Annotated in this window: 22 protein-coding genes and 1 pseudogene; 11 read left to right on the plus strand and 12 right to left on the minus strand. The window is 41.3% G+C overall.

The window, feature by feature from the left end; translation table 11 throughout:
• Nucleotides 1-25: 25 nt before the first annotated feature.
• Together SYN7509_RS0211165 and SYN7509_RS0211170 are read left to right on the plus strand one after the other, a co-directional pair.
• Nucleotides 26-2,836, plus strand: a complete 2,811-nt coding sequence (locus tag SYN7509_RS0211165) for a cyclic nucleotide-binding domain-containing protein (RefSeq protein WP_009631068.1) — start codon at nucleotides 26-28, stop codon at nucleotides 2,834-2,836.
• A 214-nt stretch (nucleotides 2,837-3,050) separates the two neighbouring features.
• The gene (locus tag SYN7509_RS0211170; RefSeq protein WP_009631069.1) at nucleotides 3,051-4,079 is read left to right on the plus strand and encodes a DUF4238 domain-containing protein; all 1,029 of its coding nucleotides are present in this window, start codon (nucleotides 3,051-3,053) and stop codon (nucleotides 4,077-4,079) included.
• A gap of 81 nt (nucleotides 4,080-4,160) precedes the next feature.
• Here SYN7509_RS0211170 and SYN7509_RS0211175 read toward each other — a convergent pair whose 3' ends face one another.
• The 3 genes and pseudogenes from SYN7509_RS0211175 to SYN7509_RS28495 all read right to left on the minus strand — a co-directional run bounded on the left by SYN7509_RS0211175 (nucleotide 4,161) and on the right by SYN7509_RS28495 (nucleotide 6,268).
• Nucleotides 4,161-4,577 (minus strand): HNH endonuclease, encoded by a 417-nt coding sequence (locus tag SYN7509_RS0211175; RefSeq protein WP_009631070.1) that lies wholly within the window; start codon nucleotides 4,575-4,577, stop codon nucleotides 4,161-4,163.
• A 6-nt stretch (nucleotides 4,578-4,583) separates the two neighbouring features.
• Nucleotides 4,584-4,787: a hypothetical protein gene (locus SYN7509_RS0211180; protein WP_009631071.1), complete on the minus strand. Its 204-nt coding sequence runs from the start codon at nucleotides 4,785-4,787 to the stop codon at nucleotides 4,584-4,586.
• A 556-nt stretch (nucleotides 4,788-5,343) separates the two neighbouring features.
• A pseudogene (locus tag SYN7509_RS28495) lies at nucleotides 5,344-6,268 on the minus strand (IS5 family transposase).
• 384 nt (nucleotides 6,269-6,652) lie between these two features.
• Between SYN7509_RS28495 and SYN7509_RS0211195 the strand changes: the two are divergent.
• The gene (locus SYN7509_RS0211195; RefSeq protein ID WP_009630719.1) at nucleotides 6,653-7,348 is read left to right on the plus strand and encodes a response regulator transcription factor; all 696 of its coding nucleotides are present in this window, start codon (nucleotides 6,653-6,655) and stop codon (nucleotides 7,346-7,348) included.
• A 2-nt stretch (nucleotides 7,349-7,350) separates the two neighbouring features.
• Here SYN7509_RS0211195 and SYN7509_RS0211200 read toward each other — a convergent pair whose 3' ends face one another.
• Nucleotides 7,351-8,079, minus strand: coding sequence for a DUF3120 domain-containing protein (locus tag SYN7509_RS0211200; RefSeq protein ID WP_009630718.1), 729 nt, complete (start codon nucleotides 8,077-8,079; stop codon nucleotides 7,351-7,353).
• A gap of 194 nt (nucleotides 8,080-8,273) precedes the next feature.
• Here SYN7509_RS0211200 and SYN7509_RS0211205 point away from each other — a divergent pair, with 194 nt between their 5' ends.
• The 3 genes from SYN7509_RS0211205 to SYN7509_RS0211215 are packed head-to-tail and all read left to right on the plus strand — an operon-like array spanning nucleotide 8,274 to nucleotide 13,329.
• On the plus strand, nucleotides 8,274-9,212 hold the full coding sequence (locus SYN7509_RS0211205) for an undecaprenyl-diphosphate phosphatase (RefSeq protein ID WP_009630717.1): 939 nt from the start codon (nucleotides 8,274-8,276) through the stop codon (nucleotides 9,210-9,212).
• Between the two features lie 23 nt (nucleotides 9,213-9,235).
• Complete coding sequence (locus SYN7509_RS0211210; protein WP_009630716.1) at nucleotides 9,236-10,558, plus strand: TIGR03279 family radical SAM protein; 1,323 nt, start codon at nucleotides 9,236-9,238, stop codon at nucleotides 10,556-10,558.
• Complete coding sequence (locus SYN7509_RS0211215) at nucleotides 10,558-13,329, plus strand: family 10 glycosylhydrolase (RefSeq protein WP_009630715.1); 2,772 nt, start codon at nucleotides 10,558-10,560, stop codon at nucleotides 13,327-13,329. Before SYN7509_RS0211210 ends, SYN7509_RS0211215 begins: the two co-directional genes overlap by 1 nt.
• Here the strand turns inward: SYN7509_RS0211215 and SYN7509_RS0211220 are convergent.
• Entirely contained in the window at nucleotides 13,326-14,060 is a 735-nt protein-coding gene (locus SYN7509_RS0211220; RefSeq protein WP_009630714.1) for a DUF429 domain-containing protein, read from the minus strand. The two genes, SYN7509_RS0211215 and SYN7509_RS0211220, sit on opposite strands and share 4 nt — an antisense overlap.
• 246 nt (nucleotides 14,061-14,306) lie before the next feature.
• On the minus strand, nucleotides 14,307-15,116 hold the full coding sequence (locus SYN7509_RS25735) for an ELWxxDGT repeat protein (RefSeq protein WP_009630713.1): 810 nt from the start codon (nucleotides 15,114-15,116) through the stop codon (nucleotides 14,307-14,309).
• Between the two features lie 208 nt (nucleotides 15,117-15,324).
• On the opposite strand from SYN7509_RS25735, the gene SYN7509_RS0211230 reads away from it, so the two are divergent.
• Nucleotides 15,325-16,305, plus strand: coding sequence for a kinase (locus SYN7509_RS0211230; RefSeq protein ID WP_009630712.1), 981 nt, complete (start codon nucleotides 15,325-15,327; stop codon nucleotides 16,303-16,305).
• Here SYN7509_RS0211230 and SYN7509_RS0211235 read toward each other — a convergent pair.
• Genes SYN7509_RS0211235 through SYN7509_RS0211250 form a run of 4 tightly spaced genes read right to left on the minus strand, consistent with a single transcriptional unit; the run spans nucleotide 16,302 to nucleotide 18,175 of the window.
• Nucleotides 16,302-16,622 carry an HNH endonuclease gene (locus tag SYN7509_RS0211235; protein ID WP_009630711.1) on the minus strand — a complete coding sequence of 107 codons (321 nt, stop codon included), beginning with the start codon at nucleotides 16,620-16,622 and terminating at the stop codon, nucleotides 16,302-16,304. The two genes, SYN7509_RS0211230 and SYN7509_RS0211235, sit on opposite strands and share 4 nt — an antisense overlap.
• 6 nt (nucleotides 16,623-16,628) lie before the next feature.
• On the minus strand, nucleotides 16,629-16,853 hold the full coding sequence (locus tag SYN7509_RS0211240; RefSeq protein ID WP_009630710.1) for a hypothetical protein: 225 nt from the start codon (nucleotides 16,851-16,853) through the stop codon (nucleotides 16,629-16,631).
• Between the two features lie 3 nt (nucleotides 16,854-16,856).
• On the minus strand, nucleotides 16,857-17,264 hold the full coding sequence (gene msrB, locus SYN7509_RS0211245; RefSeq protein WP_009630709.1) for a peptide-methionine (R)-S-oxide reductase MsrB: 408 nt from the start codon (nucleotides 17,262-17,264) through the stop codon (nucleotides 16,857-16,859).
• A gap of 41 nt (nucleotides 17,265-17,305) precedes the next feature.
• A complete protein-coding gene (locus SYN7509_RS0211250) occupies nucleotides 17,306-18,175 on the minus strand; it encodes a lysophospholipid acyltransferase family protein (RefSeq protein WP_009630708.1) in 870 nt (289 codons plus the stop codon).
• A gap of 121 nt (nucleotides 18,176-18,296) precedes the next feature.
• Here SYN7509_RS0211250 and SYN7509_RS25740 point away from each other — a divergent pair, with 121 nt between their 5' ends.
• Entirely contained in the window at nucleotides 18,297-18,797 is a 501-nt protein-coding gene (locus SYN7509_RS25740) for a nucleoside 2-deoxyribosyltransferase (RefSeq protein ID WP_009630707.1), read from the plus strand.
• Nucleotides 18,798-19,085: 288 nt separating this feature from the next.
• On the opposite strand, the gene SYN7509_RS0211265 is transcribed toward SYN7509_RS25740, so the two are convergent.
• Together SYN7509_RS0211265 and SYN7509_RS0211270 are read right to left on the minus strand one after the other, a co-directional pair.
• On the minus strand, nucleotides 19,086-20,492 hold the full coding sequence (locus SYN7509_RS0211265; protein WP_009630705.1) for a protein adenylyltransferase SelO: 1,407 nt from the start codon (nucleotides 20,490-20,492) through the stop codon (nucleotides 19,086-19,088).
• Between the two features lie 101 nt (nucleotides 20,493-20,593).
• The gene (locus SYN7509_RS0211270; RefSeq protein ID WP_009630704.1) at nucleotides 20,594-22,828 is read right to left on the minus strand and encodes a RelA/SpoT family protein; all 2,235 of its coding nucleotides are present in this window, start codon (nucleotides 22,826-22,828) and stop codon (nucleotides 20,594-20,596) included.
• Between the two features lie 219 nt (nucleotides 22,829-23,047).
• Here SYN7509_RS0211270 and patD point away from each other — a divergent pair, with 219 nt between their 5' ends.
• From patD to SYN7509_RS29200, 3 genes are all read left to right on the plus strand, one after another.
• Nucleotides 23,048-23,398 carry a heterocyst frequency control protein PatD gene (gene patD, locus SYN7509_RS0211275; RefSeq protein WP_038020925.1) on the plus strand — a complete coding sequence of 117 codons (351 nt, stop codon included), beginning with the start codon at nucleotides 23,048-23,050 and terminating at the stop codon, nucleotides 23,396-23,398.
• 3 nt (nucleotides 23,399-23,401) lie between these two features.
• Nucleotides 23,402-25,045: an ABC transporter ATP-binding protein gene (locus SYN7509_RS0211280; RefSeq protein WP_009630702.1), complete on the plus strand. Its 1,644-nt coding sequence runs from the start codon at nucleotides 23,402-23,404 to the stop codon at nucleotides 25,043-25,045.
• 527 nt (nucleotides 25,046-25,572) lie between these two features.
• Nucleotides 25,573-26,402 (plus strand): IS1 family transposase gene (locus tag SYN7509_RS29200; RefSeq protein WP_148297933.1). Its coding sequence is split into 2 segments (ribosomal slippage): nucleotides 25,573-25,914 and nucleotides 25,917-26,402, totalling 828 coding nucleotides; the frame shifts between segments, so codons are not numbered across the junction.
• Nucleotides 26,403-26,566: the final 164 nt, after the last annotated feature.

Here is a 26,566-nt window from a genome sequence, read left to right on the forward strand (position 1 = left end):
GTAACTTTAGTAAAAAGGTTTATTTATGTTTGCACAAATACCAGAGCGTAAAATGCACTGGGTTCGCTGGGTTTTGACTATTGGTTGGCTGATTGCGATCGCTTCATTGTTTTACGATCCTTGGACATCGGCATTAACCGAACCAAATCATCCCTGGAGTCCGTTAAGACTACCCAACACTTGCGTTCTGGTACAAGGGCAATGTTTGTCTGAACAACCCTACCCCTTGGGAACTACCCTGTTTTGGGGTGCTATTGTCCCCGCCGCCATTTTTATTTTATTGGTGTTTGGTCACGAGCTATGGCGGCGGATTTGTCCCTTATCTTTTTTATCTCAGATTCCTCGTGCTTTGGGATGGCAACGACAATTTAAACGGGAGAATAAAAAAACTGGCAAGATTCGCTACGAACTAGCAAAGGTTAATGCTGATTCGTGGTTGGGGAAAAACTATCCTTACCTGCAATTTGGCTGGCTATTTGCGGGATTATGCGGAAGAATTTTATTTTTTAACGCCGATCGCCTAATACTAGCAAGTTGGTTACTATTTACCATTGCGGCGGCAATTTCTGTCGGCTACTTGTATGGCGGTAAGTCTTGGTGTCAATACTTTTGCCCTATGGCTCCGGTGCAGAGCATCTATAGCGAACCAGGGGGATTGTTAAGCAGTAAAGCCCATACAAGCGATCGCCTCATCACTCAATCTATGTGTCGCACTGTTCTACCCGATGGTAAAGAGCAAAGCGCTTGTGTAGCCTGCCAAAATCCCTGTATTGATATTGACGCTGAACGTAACTATTGGGATAGCTTAAACAAACCTGAAACTTCATTTTTGCGCTACGGCTATGTTGGTTTAGTAGTGGGCTATTTTGGTTATTACTATTTATATGCAGGCAATTGGAACTATTATTTTTCTGGAGCGTGGCTGCGACAAACCGATCAATTAGCCTCTTTGTTTAGTCCCGGACTTTATTTATTTGGGCAATCTATCAACATTCCTAAATTAGTTGCTGTTCCCCTCGTCTTGGGGGTATGTACGGCGATCTCCTATAAGATGGGACAATGGATTGAAAAACGCGCTAAATCCTACAGTCGTAAGCAACAGCCACAACTAGAACTTGCAACCATTCGCCATCGTATTTTTACCCTTTGCACCTTTGGCATTTTCAATTTCTTCTTTATTTTTGGTGGTCGTCCCCTAGTTCAACTTATGCCCTGGTCGGTACAATATCTTTACGATCTAGGTCTTGTTTCCTTAAGTACCCTCTGGCTTTACAAAACTTGGCGGCGACATAGCGATCTCTATGCTCGTGAAAACCTTGCTAGTCGCTTCCGCAAACAATTAGAGAAATTACAGCTTAATGTTTCACAGTTTTTAGATGGGCGGGTAATAAACGACCTCAATATTCACGAAGTATATGTTTTAGCTAAAGTTCTGCCCGGATTTACTCGTGAAAAACGACACCAGGCGTATAAAGGTGTGGTTCGTGACGCACTAGAAGAAGGTTATGTTAACTACTCCAGCAGTCTAGAAGTTTTACAGCAAATGCGCCAAGAGCTAGGGATTACCGATGACGAACACCGCATTGTATTAGAAGAATTGGGCATTGAAGATCCAGAATTACTCAGTCCCAACCGTCAACGCAGTTTAGAAAATCAGATCCGACTAAGCGGCTATCGCAAATCTCTAGAACGATTGATGTTACTACAAAGCAAACAGCCCGATCGCGCAACTTTAGTACAATTGTCGCCCGAAGATACAGCCGAAGTTCGCTCTCTGCGCCGTGAATATTCAATTACCGCCCAAGATGAAGAATGGATTTTAAGTGGATTTTCTGTAAACGAAAATAGCGCCAAAAAAGCAGAGTTTTTACTTACTCAGTTACCAGACTTGATTGCTTGTTATCGCGCCTTAAATCAACCTATGCTGCAAAAACATCAAGCGGTGTTGACTCTGTTGCGAGAAAATATTAGTCACAAAAAAGAACTAATTGTTCGCTCGGTTTTAGAAACTTTGGTAATACTCCAAAACGAGCCGCCAGCCCCAATATTGGCACAATCTTTGCAGCAAGCGTCACCATCAATTTTAATAGAAATTCTCCAAGAGGAGGGCGTAGGCGATCGCTTAAGCGCAGAGATTCGGCAAGTTTTGACCCAACCGGGAGAAATACCCGTCTTTTGTTCGCTAGAATTTTCATCGTCAGAGATTTTAGACCGTTTAGCAACGCTGCTCCAAGAACAAAATCCGATGATTCAAGCAGCATCACTATATATAATTGCTCAATTAGATCCAGAACGCGGCGCGGCGAGTTCTCACTATCAGCATTCCAACTCTAGTTCTCCTTTAGTTCAAGAAACTGCTAAAAAGCTACTATCTTCCCCAAACTCATCTCTGAGCGAATTTCCCCTGCTAGAAAAGTTGGTTTATTTATATAACAGCAATTTTTTCCACCGGATGCAGAGTCAAACCCTAATTGCTCTAGCTGAACGCGCAACGGTAAAAAACTATGCTCAGGGCGAGACAATTACAGAAGCGGGGGACACCTGTAGAGAGTTGTTGCTATTAATTGAAGGCGATGCCAAAATTCATTATCAAACGGGTGGTTTAGCTCAAACCGAGCAGGTGCGTCCGGGGCAAACTCTAGACGAGCTAGAGGTTTTAGCACACAGCAACTCAGAAAACACAATTGTTGCAGATAGCAAAACCACGCGAATTTTAGCTATTTCCATCGATACCTTTGACGACTTACTCGACCAAGATCCAGATTTTGCCCGCCGAGTTTTGGAATTAGAAAGTAAGCATTTACAAAGATTTGTGCGATCGGTACAGTCTTTATAAGCCGTTTTCGGGCGATCGCCTTTGTAACTTTAGATAACAGAAAAGCGCTAGATAATACCAAAAGTTATACAGAAAAATTCCGTACAATACCCCATAAAGGTTGGATATACGGAAATTTTTTTATAATTTGCAACTGTGGATGTTGGGAATAAACTTTCTGTATATTATGCTTAAAAAATAGCTACAATGTATACATATTTTTAAATAAAATTAAATGTCACAATTAGAAAAGCAGCATTACGTTCCCCAGCAATATTTAAGGCTTTTTAGTCATAATAGAAAAAAAATATTTGCATTCTCCAAGCCTGAGCAAAAATTTTTTTCTCCCAATGTGAATAATGTTGCAAGTGAAAAATGTTTCTATGATTTCCCTCAAAATGCAACTCAGCCTGAGAATATCAAGTTTATTGAAGAACTATTTGGAGACTTAGAGGGGAGACAAGATAGATTTTTGAGGCATCTTCAAAAGAAGATAGATGGAATTTTTCGTTTAAGTCTCAATCCCAACAAAGAGGCTAGAAAGATCCATTTAATAAATGCTCTCACCACAGATCAACGAAAGGATTTAGCCTGTATTGCTGCAATTCAGTTTCTTAGGACAAAAGAGTTTCGGAAATTTATAGTTGAGATGCGTAAATCAACCGAGTCTCTAAGAACCAATATTCTAGAAGAAGAAATCATAAAAGAATTTGATAAACTATTGTCCATAAGCTTTGACGAAAAACTAATTTCTGATATTAAATCTCTTATTGTTGATAAAAGTAGTTCTATTGAATCTTCAATGTATAAAGAAGGTTTGGCTGTAATACACGCCAAATTCATTCTCGACCATTATAAACAAGTAGCACAAATCTTTAACAGTCACATCTGGTTAATTGGAATCAATGATACAGACCGACCTTTATTCACCTCAGATCATCCTGTAGCTCGACATCCTTATCTGTCTCTAGGAGGTATTGCTTCTGAGGGAATCGAAATTGCATTTCCTCTTAATATCAGAGCAATTTTGATTATGCGAGATAAACAATATTTTCAAGAGCAGGTTAATCAAGACAATAAACTTTTCTTCCTTACTCTTGAGGATGTTGAGCATTACAATAAATTGCAAATATATAACAGCAATCGATATGTTTTTTGTTCTGATGACTGCTTTGACTTAGTTAAGATAGTCTGCAAACAGCAACCTGAGATATGCTCAGAAGATAGAAATAGAGTTCAACTTAAAAATGGTGAACCACAATAATGCGCCATAACGAATCATTAGAGCGGATGATACGGCATTAGAAAAGGTATTCACGCTGTTAGCTATGACTTAAATATACGATCATTTTGTTGGTGGGTAACGACCAAGTAGTTCTTCTTCTGCCCGAATTGATAGAATAATTGCACGATTCAGTTTCAAAGCATTGACAGTCGCACGTCCCACTAATGTCAAACCAATAACCTGAAAATCTCTCCAGTAAAAATGCTCCTTCCAAGCTTGTTGACGAGGATTAAAAATTTTCACAAATTCACTCGTTTCGGGATCTTCTACGTCTTGCCTTGCCCCTTTGTAGAGTGAGCAAGATACACACGCAAGAGCTAAGTTATCTGCCGTTGTTGAGCCACCCGCTACTACAGGAATCACATGATCGACATGAAATGTAGCTGCTTGCCCCAATTGTGATAAACCGCAATACTCACAATAGTTTTCTGCCCTTTGAATAACCAATCGACGCAAAGATACAGGGATTGATGCCATCTATTTTTACTTTGCTACTCTTTGCGATCGCAAATGTAGCAGAGACAGAAACTCAGCTAATTCAACTAAACCCTCTGCCTCGTCTCTTTCTAATGGAGTTAACATTTCACCAGTATCTTGATGATCTAGCAAGAGTTGAAGACGATTGTGAACCGCTTTAGGGAGTTGAAAGTGAGTCAATTCAATAGGTATCTCAATGACTTCAGGCATAGAGGTAAGGGATGTAGAATACTAACGAGTATTTAATGCTATTGTAACTCAATGATCTTTTTTGCCGTTTTGCGCTAAGGTAGCACTGCCACCTAACACATCGCTGCACCAAAACGGAATCATAAGCTATTGATTGAGTTGCAGAGTGTGTTGCCGTCTGGTGAGCTTTGCTATTGGGCTGCTGAACTGATTTTTAGGGAAGGTATGTTGAAGTTATCTGTTAGCTTTAACACTGTTTTGCTATCTTCTGTGATGCCGAAGTTTGAAGATCGACTAGAAACTATTTATGCCAAAAGTCGCTAGGCGTGGCGAGAATGGTTAGAAAGGAACTATGTTTCAGTTTGGTGTTTTAAGGCGGCAGGAAAAGCGATCGCCTTCCATCCTATTTTCACCCATTACCAAGCATTTTAATATTTGCTTTGACGTATAAGTTTTTATAGCAACGAGCCTTAAGAATATCTGAGCGGGAGCGCACTTTTACTTGCTCCCACAGTATTTTAAAGCGACTTCTGGCAACGACTGACAATGTACATCAGACTTTTTGCGAAAGTAAAATTTAAAATTGATTTGCATTTATGTAAAGCTCATAATTGTAAATAGAAGCTATTAAATTAAACCTTAATTCAAAGGTTTTCTTCGGTTTCGATATCGCCCTTGTAAAATTCTAAATCTTTTCAAATGTGCAAAGATATTTTCAATAACTATTCTCTCTTTTGCTAGCTCTCTATTCTCTTTTTTATCTGCTATAGAAAACTTACCTTTTTTTGGCTTCTTTTTAGGTGTTTTACTGAAATGATGATACTTTTTAATTCCTTCTCTTGAAAAGCTTGGGGGAAGGAAACCGCTCCCCCCAACTTTTCGCTGATATCCTTTGTCTGCTAAACATCTAACCTCTTTTTTAATCCTGATCTTACTCCTTTTATACAACTTAAAATCATGCTCAGTCCCTTTTCTATATGCTGTACATAGTATTTCTCCATTCCTTTTATCGATAATTACTTGGGCTTTCAATGTATAGATTTTTTCTTGCCGCTATAATAGCTCTTTTGTTTTTTTAGGTCTTTCTATGGGGGTTTCGCTTACATCTATCACTACTGTTTCTAGCTGACAATCATCTTGGATTAGTCTTTTTTTTCCTGGTAATCTTAATTCGGGTGCTTGAATTAATATATTTTCTATTTTCCTAGTGCTTCGATAGGCTGTGGACTCGTTTACTCCCCAAGTTGCTCCTAAATGAAAATATGTTCTGTACTCTCGTAAAGCTCTGTGGGGGAAGCTTCCACTCGCGTGACTTTACGTAAGTATTCTATGGTCATTAAAACTTGGTCTTCTACCCCTAATTTCGATGGTTTCCCTGTTATCTTACGTGAACAATATACTTTTTTGACTATTTCTACCCTTTGCTTAAATGTCTCATACTGCACTCCACATAGACGCTTAAAGTCTTCAGCCTTTAGCTTTTTTACTTGTTTATAAGTCATTTTTGTATTTATCTAATCTCTTTCTCCCCATTGTAATTCGTACTTTTGCAAGAGGTCTAGTATTAACGATCTTTGGCTCTGCTTTGAATTGTCGTCCTAAATCCTACTTTGAAATTATTTTCTAGCTCAAAACTTACTGTCAAAATAGTTGCATAAATAAACTATTAGGTGATTTGGTAAAGTAAATATTAAACGATCGCCTCACCTTGATTGCCACCAATACTTAGCGGCTAAAACCAGGACAAAGATAGCTTTTCTACAGCAATGCTATCTTTTATCCCATCTCAAGCAGGCGATCGCTAATTGGCACAGAAACTAATGGCGATCGCACTTTACCTACCAATTTTCGCTAAATTAAAAAAATATCCTAGAGGAAACCGATTAATGTCGTCAGCACAACTATTATTGGTAGATGATGAGCCGGGATTGCGCGAAGCTGTCAAAGACTATTTATCTGAAAGCGGTTTTAGCGTTCAAGTAGCTAGTTCTGCTCGTGAAGGCTGGGAACTAATCCAACAAAATACCCCAGACCTGGTAATTTCTGATATTATGATGCCCCAAGTAGACGGCTACCAGTTTCTTAAGCAATTACGCGACGATCCTCGGTTTAAAGCCCTGCCCGTGATATTTTTAACTGCTAAAGGGATGACAGGCGATCGCATTCAAGGCTATCAAGCAAGGTGCGATGCCTATTTATCCAAGCCTTTCGACCCCGATGAATTAGTCGCTATTGTCGAAAACTTACTAGAACGCCGCGTAGTAGCAACGGCTACTACCGAACATGGCGATATCCCAGATATTGCCGATTTAGCTCATCAAATTGCGCAAATTAAGGCGATTCTTACTCAAAAAAACGGCATCGTCCAAACACCCATGCCGTTTAAAATCGACCTCACACCTAGAGAGCAGAGCGTATTAGATTTAGTTACAACAGGATTGATGAATAAAGAAATTGCCCGTCAACTGCAAACTAGCGTCCGTAATGTCGAAAAGTATGTTAGCCGTCTATTTAGCAAAACTGGGACAAATAGCCGTACCGAATTAGTCCGTTTTGCTTTAGAACATGGGTTAGCTAAATAACTCTAGGCAGCGATCGCGGCAACTAAAAATAAGCTATCTACTAAAATCGTACTCAATACCGCGCCCCCAAATGCCCACCAATGCAATTGTTTAGATAGTAAAGGTAACGTTCCGCAAACTAGCAATACGATAGCAAGAACTATTGCTAGACCCTGCCCCAGGGGTGTTTGAACCTGTCCTAAAGCACTGTGCAAAATTGTGGGCGTTGACTCTGGCTCTATCATAATTTGCCGCCAGTAGGGAATTAAATCTACTAACCAAAAATATATATCTGTTAACACAGTTCCCAGTAATGAACCCAGATAAAAATAGTTGCCTACTTTGCCCCAACCGCGTCTCAAACAAACGATCGCAAAGGGCAGCGCGATCGCTTCTACGGGCAAGTGTAACAACGGTTCCCAGCGCAGCCAGCCCCAGTAAACTGAACCCGCTAACCAACTCCAACTAAAACCTAGTAATAAGTCTCCCCAAATATAAGTTTTGGGTTGTGACATCAACTTATAACCTAGCCATAACCAAGCCGCCGTTAGTACCAAACTCAGCCAAGGAAGCACTCTTACAAGTGGCGCTTCTATAAATACTGGCACGGTTACTAAAAAAACTGCTGCTCCAAAAGTTAACCAGGCTTGTTTAAAGCCAACTTGCCAAGAAATATTACTAACTCTTTGCGTCTCGGCGGTTGCCAGCGAGGAAGTTACGACGCTATAAGGGGGCAATGTTTGGTTAACCAAGGTACTATATTAATATTATTTACTTAACTTAATCTTACTTAACGATACCATAAAATCGATGCCCTGGGGGGGCATATTAATAATACCTTAATTATTAAGCTCTACCGGGGTGTAAGCAGCTAAAGATTTGACGGCGGTTAGCAAAAGTGTCAATTTAAGGAGAAACTGCGATCTCACTCCAAAAAAAACAAATTATGGCTTCAGCAAAATATCAAATCTTAGCTTTGGGTAGCCTCTTTGCAGTTATTGCACTACCAGTCCAAAGTCAAACATTGCCAGCAGTAACTACAACACAGCCAAATATTTTTCAAGCAATTATTCTGGGGATGGTGCAGGGACTAACAGAATTTTTACCTATTAGTAGTACCGCTCACCTGAAAGTAATCCCTGTATTATTAGGCTGGGGAGATCCGGGAGTCGGTCTAACTGCTGTAATTCAGTTGGGAAGTATCGCCGCCGTACTATGGTATTTTTGGAGTGATCTAACTCAAATAACCCTCGGCGCATTCACCGCAATTAGGCAAAAAAATTACAAATCCTATGACTTGCGCCTAGCCATCGGCATTATGCTAGGAACTTTACCAATAGTATTTTTTGGACTATTAATTAAAGTATTTATCCCCGACTACGATAATTCCCCCGTGCGGAGCTTAGAAGCGATCGCAATTTCTTCAATAGTAATGTCGCTTCTACTTGGACTTGCCGAACAAATTGGCAAACGCAAACGCAACTTTGAACACCTAACCGTTACCGATGGCGTAGTGATGGGATTAGCGCAAGCTCTGGCTTTAATTCCTGGTGTATCGCGCTCTGGATCGACATTAACGGCGGGGTTATTTATGGGTTTAGAAAGAGGTGCGGCGGCTCGATTTTCTTTCTTACTGGGAATTCCAGCAATTACTTTAGCCGGACTTGTGGAATTAAAAGACTTAGTAGACATAGGAATAACCAACGACAGCATAGTTACAATGATTGTGGGCGTAATTTCTGCCGCTATATTTTCCTATTTAGCGATCGCTTGGTTACTGCGCTTTTTGCAAACTCAAAACACTTGGGTATTTGTTTGGTACAGACTAGCCTTTGGGATAGCGATATTAATTGCGATCGCCACTAACTTATTGCCAAATAGCTAAAAGCTGCGCCGCCGGAAAGATTTATGAATGCCACCAACCCCGCCATAATTACAAAAATAATCCCTGAGTCCATCGCCGCCGAAATGGGCTTTGAAGTTGGAGATAAAATTTTATCTATCAACGGTACGCGCCCCCGCGACTTAATAGACTATCAATTTTTGTGCGCTGACGAACTATTAGAACTAGAAGTAATCGACACTACTGGAAAAACTCATCTCTTAGAAATTGAGAAAGAATACGATGAAGGCTTAGGATTAGAATTTGACAGCGCCTTATTTGACAATTTAATTCAGTGTAATAATCGTTGCCCTTTTTGCTTTATAGATCAACAGCCCCCCGGTAAACGCGAAAGCTTATATTTTAAAGATGACGATTATCGCCTCAGCTTTCTTTATGGTTCTTACCTTACTTTGACTAACTTAAGTCAAAAAGAATGGGCAAGAATTGAGCAAATGCGCCTATCGCCTTTGTATGTATCCGTCCACGCCACCGAGCCAGAAATTAGAACTAGACTATTAAAAAATCCTCGCGCTGGGGAAATATTAAAACAATTAAAGTGGTTTCAACAAAAGCGGCTACAAATTCACGCTCAAGTAGTCGTATGTCCTGGAATAAATGACGGTCAGCATTTAGAAAAAACTCTACTTGATTTGGCATCTTTTCACAAAGGCAAAATCCCCGCCGTCGCCTCGGTGGCTATTGTACCTGTAGGCTTAACTAAGTTTCGCCCCAACGAAGACGAATTAATCCCCATTACTCCCCAAAAAGCCGCCGAAGTTATCCAACAAGTACAAAATCTACAAACTAAATTTCGGAATTCTCTAAAATCTACCTTTGCTTGGTTAGCTGACGAGTGGTTTTTGATTGCTGGGCAATTCTTGCCCCCCGAATCTGATTATGAAAACTACCCGCAGATAGATAATGGTGTCGGTTCAATTCGTTCATTTTTGAAAGAATTTCAACTAGCAGCCGAAAACCTGCCAAAACAAATTGTTAAACCAAAAAAGTTTACTTGGATAGTAGGTAACGCTGTAGAAAAAGCATTTCAACCAATTGTAGAGCGGCTAAATAAAGTAGAAAATTTGGAAATAACTATGGTGGCTTTATGTAGCAATTATTGGGGACAAAGCATTACAGTTACAGGTTTACTTACAGGAGAAGATTTGTTATTAGGGTTACAACAGAAATCTTTGGGCGATGGGGTGCTATTACCTGCTATGATGCTTAAGCATGGTGATACTTGTTTTTTAGACGACATGACCGTTACAGAACTTGCCTCCAGACTCAGTACGCCAATTTTACCCGTCCGGGGGATTGCCGAGCTAATCGAGACTTGTATTAAATAATGCCAATAAAATTAACTTTACCCGTGCTGCTACCAGCAGTGATGGCTACTTCTAGCCGAGAAAAAGTAGGGAAAAATTTATATGCTTGGTTAGGAGCAATTTTTTGGGGAGCAAGTTTGCTACCAATATTTACTTTGCCTGCCAAAGCTGTAGAAACAGAAATATTGGGAGTAGTCAAGAGCGAAGAAAACACTCAACACTGGCAAACTATAACCACGCGCTTGCAGGCATCGAGAATAAATTATTGTGTGATTGACTTAGCAAGTGTAAGAAGCGTAACAGATTTAAGCGATCGCCCAGTGGTATTTTTGCCGAATATTGAGACAATTTCCCCGGCTCAGGCGATCGCTCTAGAATCATGGATGAGCAAAGGCGGACGGATAATTACAAGCGGCGCTATCGGTAACAGAAGTCAGCCTGGGGTTCGGCAACTAATGCGGAGCCTGTTGGGGGGCTACTGGGGCTTTGGATTTAAAGCGCCATCAAAGTTGCAACCATTAAAAACTAACTCCCAACAGTGGGTAAAAAATTCTTTAGGAGGTACAGCTTGGGGAGGAACGGTAATTCCAACTAGCGTTACTAGCCAAACCGCCGCCGTTTGGCAAATGTCTAACGCTCCCTCCGCCGTCGTCACCACCGAGCGCACAACACTTTTAGGCTGGAATTGGGGAACAAATGCCGCCACTACTGCCGAATTTGATACAGCGTGGTTAAAAGCTGCTCTTAGTCGTCATGTCAAATTAGTCGCTACGAATAATACCGCTAAACCAAAAAACTGTAATGGGACAGTAGCTTCAAATACAAATAGAATTTCCGTCAAACCAAAAACGCCAGAAATTACGCCTTTAAGGACAATTCAACCTGAAATAACTAGACAAACAGTTACTCTGCCAACAAATCAACTGCCAAGGGTTGCAAAGCCCCCAATAGCTATAAGCCCTAATAGTAGAGTAGAAACAGGCTTTATTACTCCTGCTGCTGACGAGCCTTTAGATAGGCTGGCACCAAGAGGATTAATTGCTCCCAACGCCAAAACTCCAATTACAGGATTAGAGGCGATCGCACTGCGCCAAGAATTAGATAATTTAATTGGGAGATTTGAAAGCGCCCAACTAGCGGCATCTTCGCGCAATCATCGCCCTACCGAATCAACACAAATAGCTAGTTCTGACATTACGACCATACCCCAAAGCGCTACTCAAGCCTTGGATAAAGCTAGAGAAATTGCCAAAACTTTACCGCAATTAGTTAGCACTAGAAACTACACCAAAGCAAGAAGCGAATGGCTCAAAGCTTCTCAATTATTGTGGGACAATTACCCTACTAGCCGCCCGACTTCGCAACCAGAAATTCGTGCCATGTGGTTAGATCGTGGCACAATCGTCCGTGCAGGCTCGGAGCAAGGATTAGCAAAAATTTTTGATAAATTGGCAGCGTCGGGAATTAATACTGTTTTTCTAGAAACCGTCAATGCTGGCTATCCTATCTATCCAAGTAAAGTTGCACCCCAAGCAAATCCTTTAGTCAAAGGTTGGGATCCTTTAGAATCGGGAGTTAAGTTAGCTCACGAACGTGGGATAGAGTTGCACGCTTGGGTATGGGCTTTTGCTGTAGGCAATCAACGTCATAATACTTTAGTTAATCTTCCGACGAACTATCCAGGGCCAGTTATTGCGGCTCATCCCGATTGGGCAAGCTATGATAACCGAGGTAACTTGTTTCCCCTTGGTCAAAATAAACCGTTTTTAGATCCGGCAAATCCCGAAGCACGACAGTATTTACTTGCTCTATGCGATGAAATTGCCCAGCGCTACAAAATCGATGGCTTGCAACTAGACTATATTCGCTATCCGTTTCAAGATCCCGCCGCCGATCGCACTTACGGTTATGGTAGAGCCTCAAGGCAGCAATTTAAGCAGTTAACGGGAGTAGATCCGACGAAAATTAGTCCGCGCGATCGCCTTTTGTGGCAAAAATGGACTAATTTTCGCACCGCACAAATCGATTCTTTTGTGGCTCAAGTAGCGCAGAAATTGCGTAAAACCCGCCCAAATGTAATTATGTCGGTTGCAGTGTTTCCGCTTTCGGAACACGATCGCCTCAATAAGTTACAGCAGCATTGGGAAGTATGGGCGCAACGGGGGGATGTAGATTTAATTATTCCCATGACTTATGCGCTGGATACTTACCGTTTCCAGCGTCTAGCGCAACCTTGGATTAGTTCGATAAATCTAGGTTCAGCGCTGATTGTACCGGGAATTCGTTTATTTAATTTAACTTCTCCTGTGACCGTAGACCAAATTCAGTTGGCGCGAGACTTGCCAATTAGCGGTTATGCGTTATTTGCTGTAGAAAATCTCAATAGCGACTTACAAAACATTTTTCAACGCACCCAAGGCAAAGTTAATGAGCCAATTCCTTATCGTCAGCCTTTCGGTGCGGCGGCGGCTAGGTTTACATCGTTGCAACAGCAATGGGATTATTTATTAGCTAATAACCAATTGGTTCTAGTGAAAAGTGGTCAATCAACTTTTAACGCCAAAGCCAAAGTCTTAGAAACCGCTTTAGCAGAACTTGCTGCTAATCCTACATCAGGGCGATTGAGTACCGCAAAGACGGCGTTAGCTGCTTTTGAGTTGCAGTTTATTGACGGAATGCGCTTTTACAGGTTAGAAAATCCTTATCAATTTAAAGTTTGGTTAAATCGGATTGATACTATAGAGCGATTATTAGTTTATGGCGATCGCATGGTGATCAAAAAGCACCGCTAAATTTCGCGTTTGGGAATAACTATATAACCCGTTGCGCGATCGCCCAATACTATATTTTTTTCCTCTCCCCAGTACCACCAATAAGCGCCCACATAAGCGCAAACTATACTATCTAACTTGTCTTCCAATGCTTTTAAAGCTTTTCCAGTAGTGGGGATTTCAGCAAACAGCACTGGATGAGAATTGAGATTGAGGGCGGGTGTAAAGGTGGGTAAAACTTCTACGATATATTTATACAGTTTAATTAGTTCTAAGCGACGCTCTAACAAGCGTCCTTTTTTGTACTTAAGGATCAAAGGTAAATTAAATAATTCTACGATCGCCGGATGGGGGAATACTTCAATTTGATATTTACCCAGTTTTTGGGGTGTAATTTCTGGCGCGTGGACAAAACCTCGATGTTCTAACTCTACGCCGAAGTTTACAGTGCGATCGGCAAAAGCAAGACCAAGATTAGCAGGATAACAACCCGCATGGTAACGTCCAAAATATTTGTGGGTAAGTTTATCAGGTAAGCGTGATCCTGTAAGGTTGGGAATAATTGTCGGCGCATCTACCGCCGCGATCGCATTATCTTGTGGTTGAACCCAATTATCTAACCAAGAAAGTACATCGGCGATTTCTTCAATCCGATCTAAATTTAATAGATGCAACTGTTCGTTTACTAATTCCAAACAACATAGTCCGCTTGGTTGCGATTTCCAACCTAGATCAATACCAATAAATTTCAATCGCTTTAAAAATCCCGCAAAAACTTGACCAAAATTTGCCCTAGGCTTGCTAACACATTTTTAGACTATGATAGTTTACCTAGTGCGATCGCCTTTAATATTTATCTATGTTTCCCATAGCCGAATGCAATCAAAAGAACTTTTTTCATGAGCTAGTAATCAGTAAAATAAAAGCCGATATATGAAATGTAGATGCACGTCTGGGGTCTAAAACTATTTGACTCAATACGCCAACGGTCTATTTATTTAATCAAAAGTGACCTGAACAGTCCCAGCAGCCGTACCATTACTTTTCCACAGGTTTGTAGAGGAAGAGAAGCTTCTCCTAGCAGTAAAGTACAATATGCCATTAACATTTGCTAAGTCCTCCGGATTAGAACCGTAATTTCCAGGGAAAATGTCTTTAACTAGAACAGTCCCGGCAACCGTACCATTACTTTTCCACAGTTCTTTACCATGAAGGACGCTCTCAGCACTAAAGTACAGTATGTTATTGACACTGACCAAGTTACTTGGTCTAGAACCATCAACCCCAAGATTAATATCTTTAAGTTGAATAGTGCCAAGTCTTGTACCGTCACTCTTCCAAAGCTCATTGCCGTAAGCAGCACTATAAGCCGTGAAATACAGTATGTTATTGATGACGACTATATTGGATATAGAAGAATTGACAGATCCTCTATTAATGTCTCTGACCATCACTGTACTAGCCGCCGTCCCATTACTCTTCCACAACTCATAGCCTCCGATAGGATTGTAGGCAATAAAATATAACGTGCCATTGACAACCATTAGGTTAGATATGTCAGAACTACTACTTCCAGGATTGATATCTTTGACCAAGACTGTGCCATTAGTTGTGCCATTACTTTTCCACAATTCATGCCCTGTAGCCGAGGTATAGGCAACAAAGTATGCAGTGCGATTGAAGTTTATGATGTTGGATATGTTGGACTGGGCATTGGTGGGTTCTTGCATGAATATTCCAGAGGTTAATCCAAAAAGGGCAAGTCCCGAACACAGCTTTGTAAGCAGCTTAATTCCTGGCAATTTCATAAGTCTCCTATGATTACGGGCAAATTTACAGTAGCAATGTCACAATATATACCACTGATTAAATTAATATCAAAATTTTCAGAAATTGTACAGAAAGCTTTTCTTAAGTTTTTAAATACCAATATCTGTGAGCATTGCCTGTGGAAAGTTTCAAAAAGCTATAATGACGAAATCTTGACAAGAATCCGCACCAAGCTTTAGATTTCTAATGGATTTGTGGCTTGAACAAATTTTGACAAATAGCCGATCGCTATTGTTCGATGCAGCATGGGCGAAAGCTTTTGGCATTACACCAGAAACTGGAGAATATGCGCCTATTTTCCGCTTTATTTACCCTGTTTGCAGCCAATTTAATCAACAAACTCTAAAGCTTCCAGAAGATAAGTTTGCAACCAATCTATGGACTTGGTGGCTACCTTTGGCAATGCTCATAGCTGAGTATCGAACTAGGCAATCAAAGCCATTAATTCAAGGCATTTTAGCCGCTCAAGGAACGGGCAAATCTACCTTAGCTGCAATTTTAAAATTGATTCTGGGCGAGATGGGTTATCGGACGATTTGCTTATCTTTGGATGACTTGTATAAAACCTATCGCGATCGCCTAATTTTACAACAGCAAGACCCGCGTTTAGTTTGGCGTGGCCCTCCCGGTACTCACGATTTAGATTTGGGCTTAAAGGTCTTGGAGGCACTGCATCAAGTCAATTCTGACGCAATTATTCAACTTCCCCGTTTCGATAAATCTGCCTTTAACGGTGCAGGAGATCGAGGGAATTCTGAAGCAATTACTAGAGCAGATATTATCTTGTTTGAGGGTTGGTTTGTAGGGGTTCGACTTATCGATCCAGTAGTTTTTGACACCGCACCACCGCCAATTGTTACCGATAGCGATCGCCAATTTGCCCGTGATATGAATGCCAAATTGCAGGATTATTTACCTTTATGGGAACAAATAGACAGGTTAATTTTGCTATATCCGCTCGATTACCGTTGGAGTTTAGGCTGGCGACAACAAGCCGAACATCAAGCTATTGCTCTTGGTAAGAAAGGGATGAGTGACGAAGAACTTGAGCAATTTGTCAATTACTTTTGGCGCAGTCTGCACCCAGAGTTATTTATTAAACCTTCTATTTGGGTAGACGTGGTAATTGAAATCAATAGCGATCGCTCTTGGGGGAGAATTTATTAGCCAAATCCTTTGGCGCACTTAGATACAATAGTCAAATTTACATCACTTCTAGACAAAATCTTTTGCAGCCGTTTCTGGCAATAAAAAGGTAGCTTGGCAATGTACCAGTCTGTTAGATGCTTAGAGCCTTTGCTTTTATTACATCTTGCACAGGCTGGTACTAAATTTTGCCGCGACTTTATCCCGCCTTTTGACTCCGCTAATACATGATCTAAAGTAAGTTTTTGAGACTTAACACCACAATAGGCACAGCAAAGCGCAAACTCTAATTTTATTTGAGCTTTGAGATTTTTAGACTTGGCGGAAGTAGACTGCATAGGAGATTAAAGGGATGCAAACTGGGCTGCAAAACCTTCTAAACTTTGACATTCATCAGTAAAAACCTCCGCATCAGCAACATCTTCAATTTTGTATTCCATCGTGCGATCGCCCTGGGGTGTTTTTTTGGAAGAAAGGCAAGTACCTTGATACTTATCTACCAGAGTGAGAAAGGCTGCACTCCATTGTTTCCAGGCATCCGTTGAACAGTTTATAGTTACCAGCCACATATATTAGTCGGCGATAAACTTAAGTGAAACACCATTCATGCAATAGCGATCGCCTGTAGGTTGTGGCCCATCATTAAATACATGACCCAAATGCCCACCACAGCGAGAGCAATGAACTTCTGTCCGGGTCATAAATAAAGCTTTATCTACCGTTGTACCTACCGCACCTTCAATCGGGGCAAAAAAGCTCGGCCAGCCAGTACGGCTATTAAACTTAGTTTCGGAGGTAAATAATGGCTGTCCACAGCCAGCACAAGCATAAGTTCCCTCACCATATTGCTTATCAAGTTCGCTAGTATGAGCGCGTTCTGTGCCATGTTTGCGCAACACTTTAAATTGTTCTGGGGTTAAATCTTTTTGCCATTCTGTTTCTGGCTTAGTAATCTCAAACTCGTTGTTTGCAACGGACATAGTGTCTAACTTCCAATGATTAACTGTAACGCCCTTTTATTTTACCGTTTCCCGATCGTGCTTTTATCTGCAACTAAAGCATCTAATTCCCCTTGCATCTGCGTACAAACTTTTTCATAACAAGTATCCACATAATCGCGGTCAAGAGCCGCCGCCCGACCATAACGCTCAAACTCAATAGGCGCACAAATCCTTGTATGGATTGGAACAGGGAGGGGAATGTTGGGTAATGGGCCAATTGCCAAACCCCAAGGCAATCCTAAATAAATTGGAAATACCATCGGGTCGAAGCCAAAGGGCCAAGGCATACCCCAATCGTGGAGTTGGCGCAGTTCTTTGTAAAAGTCCGCTAAAACAATTAGAGTATCGTGAGCGCCATGAGAAATTGCCGGGATAATCGGCACTTTTTCTCGCAAGGCTAATTTAATAAATCCTTTACGTCCAGCAAAGTGAATGCGATCGCGTTCTTTATGCAATCGCCATAAATCTTGCGCTCCTCCAGGATAAACCAAAACCGCCGCCCCTTGTCTTAGCGCCGCTCTAGCCATTTTTGGGTGCGCCATCACTGCCCCAAATTTAACCGTTAACTGAGAATATATAGGTAGCATCCACACATTCGGGTGCATTAACCCGTAGACGGGGCGATGTGCGCCAAAATGACGAAACCAGTCCACCATAAACATCAGCGTATCTGGAGCTAGTAAACCGCCGTTATGAGAGCCAACAATTAGCATACTGCCATCGGTGGGCAAGTGCTGCCAGCCATCGGTTGTGACTCTAAAATAGTGACGGTGCAGCCATTCCCCCACTGGTAAGAGCGATTCAATGACCGCCGGATCTCGTTCATCCAAAGACCAACCATCGAAACGATTAGAGTTGAATAGTGCGATCGCATCCAAATAAGTAAACAATTAGTCCAAACTCCTCTAAAATTTTGTCTGACGATAAAAACATTTTTACTCAAGTCTGACATCATCCACTAAAAACAAATACTTCGCAGTTTCTAAACTTACTAATTTTGGAGATTGATTAATGTCATCATCGATTTATTTAGCGGCTCCCCTGTTTACCCAAGCTGAGATCGCCTTTAACCAAAGCTTGGCTGACCAATTAAAAGCGGCGGGTTATAAGGTTTATTTGCCACAACAGGAATGTGCGGGAACGACCGATCCCGTTGAGTTATTTAATATTTGTATTCAAGGTTTAGATAACGCCAGTATGGTGCTAGTAATTTTAGATGGCACTGACGCAGATTCTGGTAGTTGTTTTGAAGTTGGCTATGCTTTTGCTAAAAATATCCCCATTGTGGGTTTGCGGACGGATTTTAGGGGTAGTGGCGAACATATGGGAGTAAACTTAATGCTTTCCAATAGTTGCCAGCACTTGCTTTTGACGACCTCTAATATAGATTCTTCCCCGGCTAAAGTTACTTACCTGAAAATGGGCGAAAACTTTTTCCCAACGCTTCAAGAAGTTTTATCTAAAATACCTGTGGCGCAGACTGCCCTTATTGACCAAGATTTTGAAATATAATTAGCGACGCTATATAGTTTTATCCCCCGATTAATGAAAGTTCGTGCCAAGATGAAGGTAACCTCTATTAGGGAATCGTTATGTCTAAAGAGCAGAAAGGCAATAAAGAAACCAAAAAGCCAAAAGCACAGTCTGAAGATTCTAAAAAGCAAAAGAAAGACCCTAAAAGACATGATGGCTTAGGAGGCAAGTAGCCATTAGGGTTTTTACAGATATTGGGTTTGATTTAGCTAAATAAATAGTTTGATTAGCCCGCCTGGGGCTTTAATCCTAGGCGGTTTGTACTACTTACTCTCCTTTTTGCAATCCCTTAACTAATTCATTAAAAGGTTGCCAGTTATCTTCTGTTGCTATAGACTCCCATACTGATTCTATAATGGGTCTTAATGGCACGATTTTAGGATTATTTTGCTGTAATTGTTGGGCTACTTTTTCCATCTCATCAATAGGTAAATTTGATAAGCCTTGCTGATATAAGTTTTGCCATTTTGATAAAAGTTCTGCTGGAAGTTCTCCAAAGTTAAATATTAAATCTGCTTTGTCTCTCCATTTAGGTGTAAACCTTTCTCTCAATTGGGTAAAAAAGTCGTGATAACCAATTTGAGTATCTTTTAACAGTTGAATTGTTACTTCTAATAGATCCTCTGATTGAGGAAAATCTGGATTTGTAAAACCCAACTTTTTCAACATCAAATGTTTATATTCAAGCTGATAATATTCATAGAATTTTGCTAGTCCTTCCGCCATAGCTTCGACATCAATAACGGCGGCTAAAGGCTGCTGCAATGCTTTCAAATTTGTGCAACATACATCTGGCTGATTGCCGTAACTATAACGCCTGTAATGGTCAAAATAAGCGGCGGTAAATTCTAAATCGTAGCTAGGAATAAAAGCATAAGGGCCATAGTCAAAACTTTCACCCGTAATTGACATATTATCGGTGTTTAGTACCCCATGACAAAATCCTGCTGCCATCCATTGCGCGGCTAATTTGGCTACTCTAGCGACTAATTGGGCGTAAAAAAGTATGTATTGGTCGGGTTTGTTGTGAATATCTGGATAATAATATTCAATTACATGATCTAATAGCTTTTGCGTCAAATCTGGGCGATTGAGATGATGAAGTCGCTCAAAAGTACCGAAACGAATATGCGACCTGCTAAATCTTACCATTACTGACGATCGCGTTGGTGAAGGTTCATCTCCTCGCCATAGTTGTTCGCCCGTCTCCACTAAACTAAAAGTGCGAGAAGTATACACCCCTGTTTGATGTAATGCTTCGGTTGCTAAGACTTCGCGTACACCGCCTTTGAGCGTAAGTCTACCATCACCGCCGCGAGAATAAGGAGTTTTACCCGATCCTTTAGTCCCAAAATCGTACAATTCCCCGTCAGTACCGCGTACTTGTCCAAAAAGAAAGCCTCTACCATCGCCCAAATCGGGGTTGTAGTAGCCAAATTGATAACCATGATAGCGTAAGGCAAGTAAAGGCTGGCGTTGAAACTTACCAAAAGCCTCAATAAAATCTCTATCGGTTATGTTTTGAGCTTCTAATCCCAAAGTTGGTAATACTAAGTCATTGCGAAAACGTAAAATTTGTTCGGGAAATTGCGCCGCTTGAACTATATCGTAGTATTCACCGCCCAAGGATTCAATGGTGGGTTCGTAATTGATACTAAGCAGGGGATTTGTCATGTTGATGTCTGCGCTACTACTTTCTTTTAGCTCAAAACTAGAGGCTTAGTGATTGGTCACTGGAAATTGTCACCCATTACCCATTATCCATTACCCATTTATTAGTCTTCAATTTGACCAACGCGACGAATATTGAGAATATCGCTCATTTTTTTGATTTGGACAAATACTTGTTCTAATTGATGACGATCGCGTATTTCCAAACCCAAGTCAATAATAGCCGGTTGTCCGTTAGTGGTTTTAACGTTAGCATTTCGTACATTGATACTGTAATCGCTGAGGCGAGATAAAATGTCTTTGAGTACGCCTACCCGGTCAATGGCTTCTATTTGTACGTCAATGGGGTAGGTTTGGGGACGACCTTTGTTTGAGTCTATAGGATTCCAGTTTACCGGAATTAAGCGATCGCCTTCCACAGTTTCAACATTTTGACACCCTTGGCGATGAATAGAAATCCCGCGATTGCTGCGCGTCACTACACCAATAATTGCTTCTCCAGGAATTGGACTACAACAACCCGCCAAGTGATACAACAATCCCTCTACCCCCGCAATGGGCGATTCGCTGGCTTTTTTGGTCGGTAAAGTAGTTCGGGGCGCAGTTGTTGGTAAAGTAATAACTTCTGTATTATCAACGCTTTGCTGGGTTTTAAATACTTCTCGCCAGCGATTGAGTACCAAGTTTAAAGTTACTTCTCCGTAACCCACCGCCGCTAATAAGTCTTCTACACTGTGATAGTTACACTTTAGGGCTACTTGCTCCATTGGCGCAGATTTTAGCAAAGATTCAAAGCCAGTTTTGCCTAGTTCTTTTTCTAACATATCTCTACCACGAGTGATATTTTCGTCGCGGTGCGATCGCTTGTACCATTGTCTAATTCGATTTTTTGCTGCCGATGTGCGCGCAAAATTCAACCAATCTAAGCTGGGATGGCTGTTTTTATGGGTCAGAATTTCGACAATATCGCCATTTTTAAGTCGTGTATCTAGCGTTACCATCCGTCCATTTATCCGCGCACCACAACAGCGATTTCCTACTTCTGTATGAATTCGATAGGCAAAATCTACCGTAGTTGCACCCGGATTCAAAGCAATTACATCGCCTTTAGGCGTAAACACATAAACATCGTCTTCAAACAAATTATCTTTGACGCTTTCCAAATATTCCTGCGCGTCTTTAAGATCGTTTTGTCCTTCTACTAACTGTCTTAGCCAGGTAAACTTTTCTTCCCCTGGGGCTATTTGCGTATAGTTGCTACCTTTTTCTTTATACTTCCAGTGTGCCGCAATTCCATACTCGGCGATATGGTGCATTTCTACCGTGCGAATTTGCAATTCTACGGGTCGCCCAGTGAAGCCTACCACCGCCGTATGCAACGATTGATAGTGATTTGGCTTCGGTAAGCCGATATAGTCCTTAAACCGCCCTGGAATCGGTTTAAATTCGTCATGAACTATAGCTAAAGCTCTGTAACATTCTTCATTAGTTTGAACCACAATCCGAATGGCGGCTAAATCGTAAATTTCCCTAAATTCTTTCTGTTGGCGCTGCATCTTTTGATAAATGCCATAAAGATGCTTAGGACGACCGCTAATATCAGTGTATTTAATTCCTGCTTGGTCTAGCCTAGCTTTTAATACTTCGGTAACTCTCGCAAGTCTAGCTTCTCGGTCGCCGCGTTTTTCGGCAACTAAGTCTTGCATTTGACGATAAGCTTCGGCTTCTAGGTATTTAAACGCCAAATCCTCCAATTCCCATTTAAACCGCCCAATTCCCAACCGATGAGCTAGAGGAGCAAAAATATCGCGGGTTTCAGTGGCAATACGGCGGCGCTTTTCGTCGGCTAAGTGTTCTAAAGTTCGCATATTGTGCAAGCGATCGGCAAGCTTGACTACAATTACCCGTATATCTTGCACCATTGCCAAAAACATTCGGCGGATGTTTTCTGCTTGACTTTCCGTCTTGCTAGAAAAATTAAACTTAGATAACTTAGTAACACCTTCTACTAATTGCCGGACTTCTGGATTAAATATTTGTTCTATTTGTTCAATTGTGATATCTGTATCTTCTACTACATCGTGGAGGAATCCCGCCGCAATCATTGCGCCATTACCGCCTAAATCGCGCAATAAACCCGCTACGGCTACCGGATGACAGATATAAGATTCGCCGGATTTGCGATATTGTCCTGCGTGGAGTTTATAGGCAAACTCAAAAGCACGACAGATGATCCCCGCGTCGCTAGAATCGTTATCTGATGATGTAATCAAACACTTATGTAGCCATTCAGGAAGATCGCAATCAAAGGAGGCAGTAGGAGCAACAACAACATTCATAGGATCGGGCTGCAATTAACTATTATTAGGTAGAACTATTAGGAAATGCGATCGCAATTATTGAGCGACTAAGAAAAAAAATATTAGGTTTGTTAATATTAGCGCCAATTGTGCCAAAACATAGTCAGCGCAAGTAGAAAAAATATTTGGATCGAAGTAGCAATAGTTTGCTAAACATCTCCAATTCATTTGTAGGGCAAAATTCTTTATATTAATTCTATGCTAAGTAGCCTTATGTTGCCAGAATATCAACAATTTGCTCAACTTTTAGAACAGATGCAAGCGGCATCTCAACAGCAAGATGTTATCGAGTTACGTTCTCGCTACCAAAAAGCCCAGCAATTTTTCCTAGAACAAATACTAACTTTAGAGCCAGCAGATAATTATCAAATCCGCTCCTACCAAACCGAGATTGCTAAGGAGTTGCAATTAATCGGAATGGATGTAAGATTTTTGCAAGCAGCCAAAGTACCAGAAACTTCCGCAATTAGACAAAAGCAACTACTCGCTCGCCTTCCCACCTTACTTAAATATTGCAATGCCATCCTGCAATTAACAACAAGTCTGTAAAACATGAAATCCCTACTCAGTATAGAAAATCTTAAAGTAGCCTATCCTCAACGCCGACAACTAGAACAACAGACTACTTGGGCAATAAACGATGTATCTTTAACTTTACAACCAGGCGATCGCTTAGGCTTAGTAGGAGAATCGGGCTGTGGTAAATCAACGTTAGGTAGAGCCGTGATGCGTTTGCTACCAGCAGGATCGCAAATTGAAGGTAGTGTAAGTTTTGATGGTAAGTCAGTTTTTGAAATGACGAGCGCCGAAGTACGAAAGTTTCGCGGCGAAGCTGTGGCGCTAGTATTTCAAGACCCGATGACAAGATTAGATCCGTTGATGACTATTGGCAAACATTGTACCGAAACTTTGCAAGCTCACTTGCCCCAACTTTCTGCCAAACAAGCTAAAGACAAAGCAATTTCTACTTTAGAAGCTGTAAGTATACCTTCTAGTCGCTGGAATCAGTACCCTCACGAGTTTAGCGGTGGTATGAGACAAAGAGTAGCGATCGCTTTAGCATTATTACTCAATCCCAAACTAATTGTTGCTGACGAACCCACTACAAGTTTAGATGTAACTGTCGCCGCGCAAATACTTAAAGAATTAACGAGATTGTGTCAAGAGCGAGACATGGCGCTGTTATTGATATCTCACGATTTGGCGCTAGTAGGGGAATACTGCGATCGCATGGGCGTAATGTACCAGGGATCGCTCGTGGAGTTAAACGACTCTAAAAGCGTCTTGCAGCAGCCCCAGCATGAATATACTAAAAGCCTTTTAAAAGCTGCGTTACGCTTGCACGAGAACGATGTCAAAGCCCCAATAAATCAGCAAGAGCGATCGCCATTACTAAAAATTTCTAACTTACAGCAACACTACACCATCGAGCCAAATATAATTGAGCGCTTGTTAAAAGTACAAGAGCAGACCATTAAAGCCGTAGATAACGTCAATTTAGAACTGTATGAAGGGGAAATATTGGGACTTGTGGGGGAATCTGGTTGTGGCAAAAGCACCCTTTCTCGTACCATATTGCAGCTAATTCGCCCTACGGGGGGAAAAGTACAGTTGCAAAACACCGAACTTACAACCTTGTCGCGGCAAAACTTGTTACAGCAACGGCGACAAATGCAAATGGTATTTCAAGATCCCCATGCTTGTCTAAATCCGATGATGACTGTAGGCGAAAATATTGCCGATCCTGTATTGATTCATAAGCTAGAAACTCCAGACTTTTCCGCACAGCAGCAAGCGCTAAAGATGTTGGAAAGAGTGGGTTTAGTTCCAGCACAGGAGTATTACGAACGTTACCCATCGCAGTTATCGGGAGGACAACAACAGCGAGTTGCGATCGCACGAGCGGTAATTACTCATCCTAAACTACTAATATGTGACGAACCTGTAAGTATGCTAGACGCGAGTATTCAGGCGCAAGTATTAGATTTGATGTTGGAATTGAAGCAGCAATTTGAACTAACGTATTTATTTATTACACACGATCTTTTTGTAGCGCGATTTTTATGCGATCGCATTGCGGTAATGCAAGCTGGACAAATTGTTGAAATTGGTGCTACCGGAGATATTTTTAATAATCCCCAGCATCCTTATACGCAAACGTTATTAAGTGCTGCACCGTTATTAGCGCGATCGTAAACTAACTACAATTATTTTTACCTATTCAGGACGAGGTTACTGAATTAATTGCGATCGTATTACATAGTACCTAAATTTTTAAGTATCCTTATTTGGGCAGATGTCAAATCAGAAGCACTAGAGATATTCAGGGAGAATCTCAGTTTTGCAAATAGTTAGTTGTAGATAGCATTCCATTAAGATAAGCAGTGCGATGAAAGAGAACTTGCGACACATTGTGTTTGTTTCATTGTGCGCCGGAGATTTTTACCAGTAATGGAAATAACCAGAAAAATCTAAATCGTGAGGTTTGGAAGCTCCGCACCTTCAGGTCGGAGAGATGTCACTCTAGTAGCCTAACAGACGAAGAGTAGGAAATCCTTGAACCCTTGTCGAGGGCTTTTGTCGTTACAATTTTATTTCCAAATAATATCCCGATGTGGGGTGATATCAAGAAAGCTTCTGAATATCGTTCTAATTTATGGTAGTGCGTCAATTCAATGTGGGATGATATAGTGACAGGGTGGTTTTAAACTCGAAGCATCTCTATGGATTGTCCTCTGTGTGGTCACATTAAAGCCCATAAACATGGCAAGATGCCGAACGGACATCAACGTTACCTGTGTCCCGCTTGCCATCAAACGTTCTCGGAATCCTTCGACAGTTTGTACTATCGTCGACATATTAGTCCTGAACAAATTCGCCAAGTGTTGCAAGCACATAGTGAGGGCAGTAGTTTACGAGGGATTAGTAGAACAACTGGGCTTGCCTACAACACAGTTGTGAGTATTGTTCGCGCTGCCAGTCAAAAAGCCCAATTGGTTCACAATGCCGAAGTCCAAGCTGTACAAACAGAGGAGGTAAGTGCCGATGAGATGTGGTCATTTGTCTCAAAAAACAGAAACAGTGTTGCGCTCAAGAACTAGAAGTCGGGGATTGTTGGATCGGTCTGAGTCTTGCCGATTCAAGTGGCTTAATTCTGGCGGCGCGAGTTGGCAAACACACTGATGAACTGATTGGTCAGTTAGTCCTCAACACCGAGGGAAAAACAAATTGCAAGCAATTTAACAGTGATGCTTGGGGCGGGTATGAGCGAGTTCTACCTCCTGAAATTCACCACTACATTGGCAAAGACAAAACGCAGCGATTAGAACGTACTAATGGTACTGTGCGACAACAAACCGGAAGATGGCATCGACGACAGAACAAGTTTGGTAAGGTGTGGGAACAGACAAAAGTGACAACTCGATTAGTGGTGAGTTACTTCAACTGGATTTGGCAGCATAGCCGATTCAAAACAACTGCTGCACAACGAGCCGGATTAGCAACGAGAGCGTGGAGTTGGCATGATATTGCTACCTATCCCACATTAATTTGATGCATCACCTAATTTATGATGATACTTAGAAAATCTCGACGATTGATCGGGCTTTACTTTATGCCGATATTTTTGGCGGATATCACCCCAATTTTCAGGGAATAGACGGAAACTTTCCGTACAATAAATAATTAGGCTTCATCTCATCTCTTTCACCTACCTCT

The organism is Synechocystis sp. PCC 7509 (assembly GCF_000332075.2).
Lineage (GTDB): Bacteria > Cyanobacteriota > Cyanobacteriia > Cyanobacteriales > Chroococcidiopsidaceae > Aliterella.

Coding starts and splice junctions, on each gene's coding strand:
- SYN7509_RS0211165 (WP_009631068.1), top strand. CDS start 26: ATGTTTGCACAAATACCAGAGCGTAAAATGCACTGGGTTCGCTGGGTT.
- SYN7509_RS0211170 (WP_009631069.1), top strand. CDS start 3,051: ATGTCACAATTAGAAAAGCAGCATTACGTTCCCCAGCAATATTTAAGG.
- SYN7509_RS0211175 (WP_009631070.1), bottom strand. CDS start 4,577: ATGGCATCAATCCCTGTATCTTTGCGTCGATTGGTTATTCAAAGGGCA.
- SYN7509_RS0211180 (WP_009631071.1), bottom strand. CDS start 4,787: ATGCCTGAAGTCATTGAGATACCTATTGAATTGACTCACTTTCAACTC.
- SYN7509_RS0211195 (WP_009630719.1), top strand. CDS start 6,653: ATGTCGTCAGCACAACTATTATTGGTAGATGATGAGCCGGGATTGCGC.
- SYN7509_RS0211205 (WP_009630717.1), top strand. CDS start 8,274: ATGGCTTCAGCAAAATATCAAATCTTAGCTTTGGGTAGCCTCTTTGCA.
- SYN7509_RS0211210 (WP_009630716.1), top strand. CDS start 9,236: ATGAATGCCACCAACCCCGCCATAATTACAAAAATAATCCCTGAGTCC.
- SYN7509_RS0211215 (WP_009630715.1), top strand. CDS start 10,558: ATGCCAATAAAATTAACTTTACCCGTGCTGCTACCAGCAGTGATGGCT.
- SYN7509_RS25735 (WP_009630713.1), bottom strand. CDS start 15,116: ATGAAATTGCCAGGAATTAAGCTGCTTACAAAGCTGTGTTCGGGACTT.
- SYN7509_RS0211230 (WP_009630712.1), top strand. CDS start 15,325: ATGGATTTGTGGCTTGAACAAATTTTGACAAATAGCCGATCGCTATTG.
- SYN7509_RS0211235 (WP_009630711.1), bottom strand. CDS start 16,622: ATGCAGTCTACTTCCGCCAAGTCTAAAAATCTCAAAGCTCAAATAAAA.
- SYN7509_RS0211240 (WP_009630710.1), bottom strand. CDS start 16,853: ATGTGGCTGGTAACTATAAACTGTTCAACGGATGCCTGGAAACAATGG.
- msrB (WP_009630709.1), bottom strand. CDS start 17,264: ATGTCCGTTGCAAACAACGAGTTTGAGATTACTAAGCCAGAAACAGAA.
- SYN7509_RS25740 (WP_009630707.1), top strand. CDS start 18,297: ATGTCATCATCGATTTATTTAGCGGCTCCCCTGTTTACCCAAGCTGAG.
- SYN7509_RS0211265 (WP_009630705.1), bottom strand. CDS start 20,492: ATGACAAATCCCCTGCTTAGTATCAATTACGAACCCACCATTGAATCC.
- SYN7509_RS0211270 (WP_009630704.1), bottom strand. CDS start 22,828: ATGAATGTTGTTGTTGCTCCTACTGCCTCCTTTGATTGCGATCTTCCT.
- patD (WP_038020925.1), top strand. CDS start 23,048: ATGCTAAGTAGCCTTATGTTGCCAGAATATCAACAATTTGCTCAACTT.
- SYN7509_RS0211280 (WP_009630702.1), top strand. CDS start 23,402: ATGAAATCCCTACTCAGTATAGAAAATCTTAAAGTAGCCTATCCTCAA.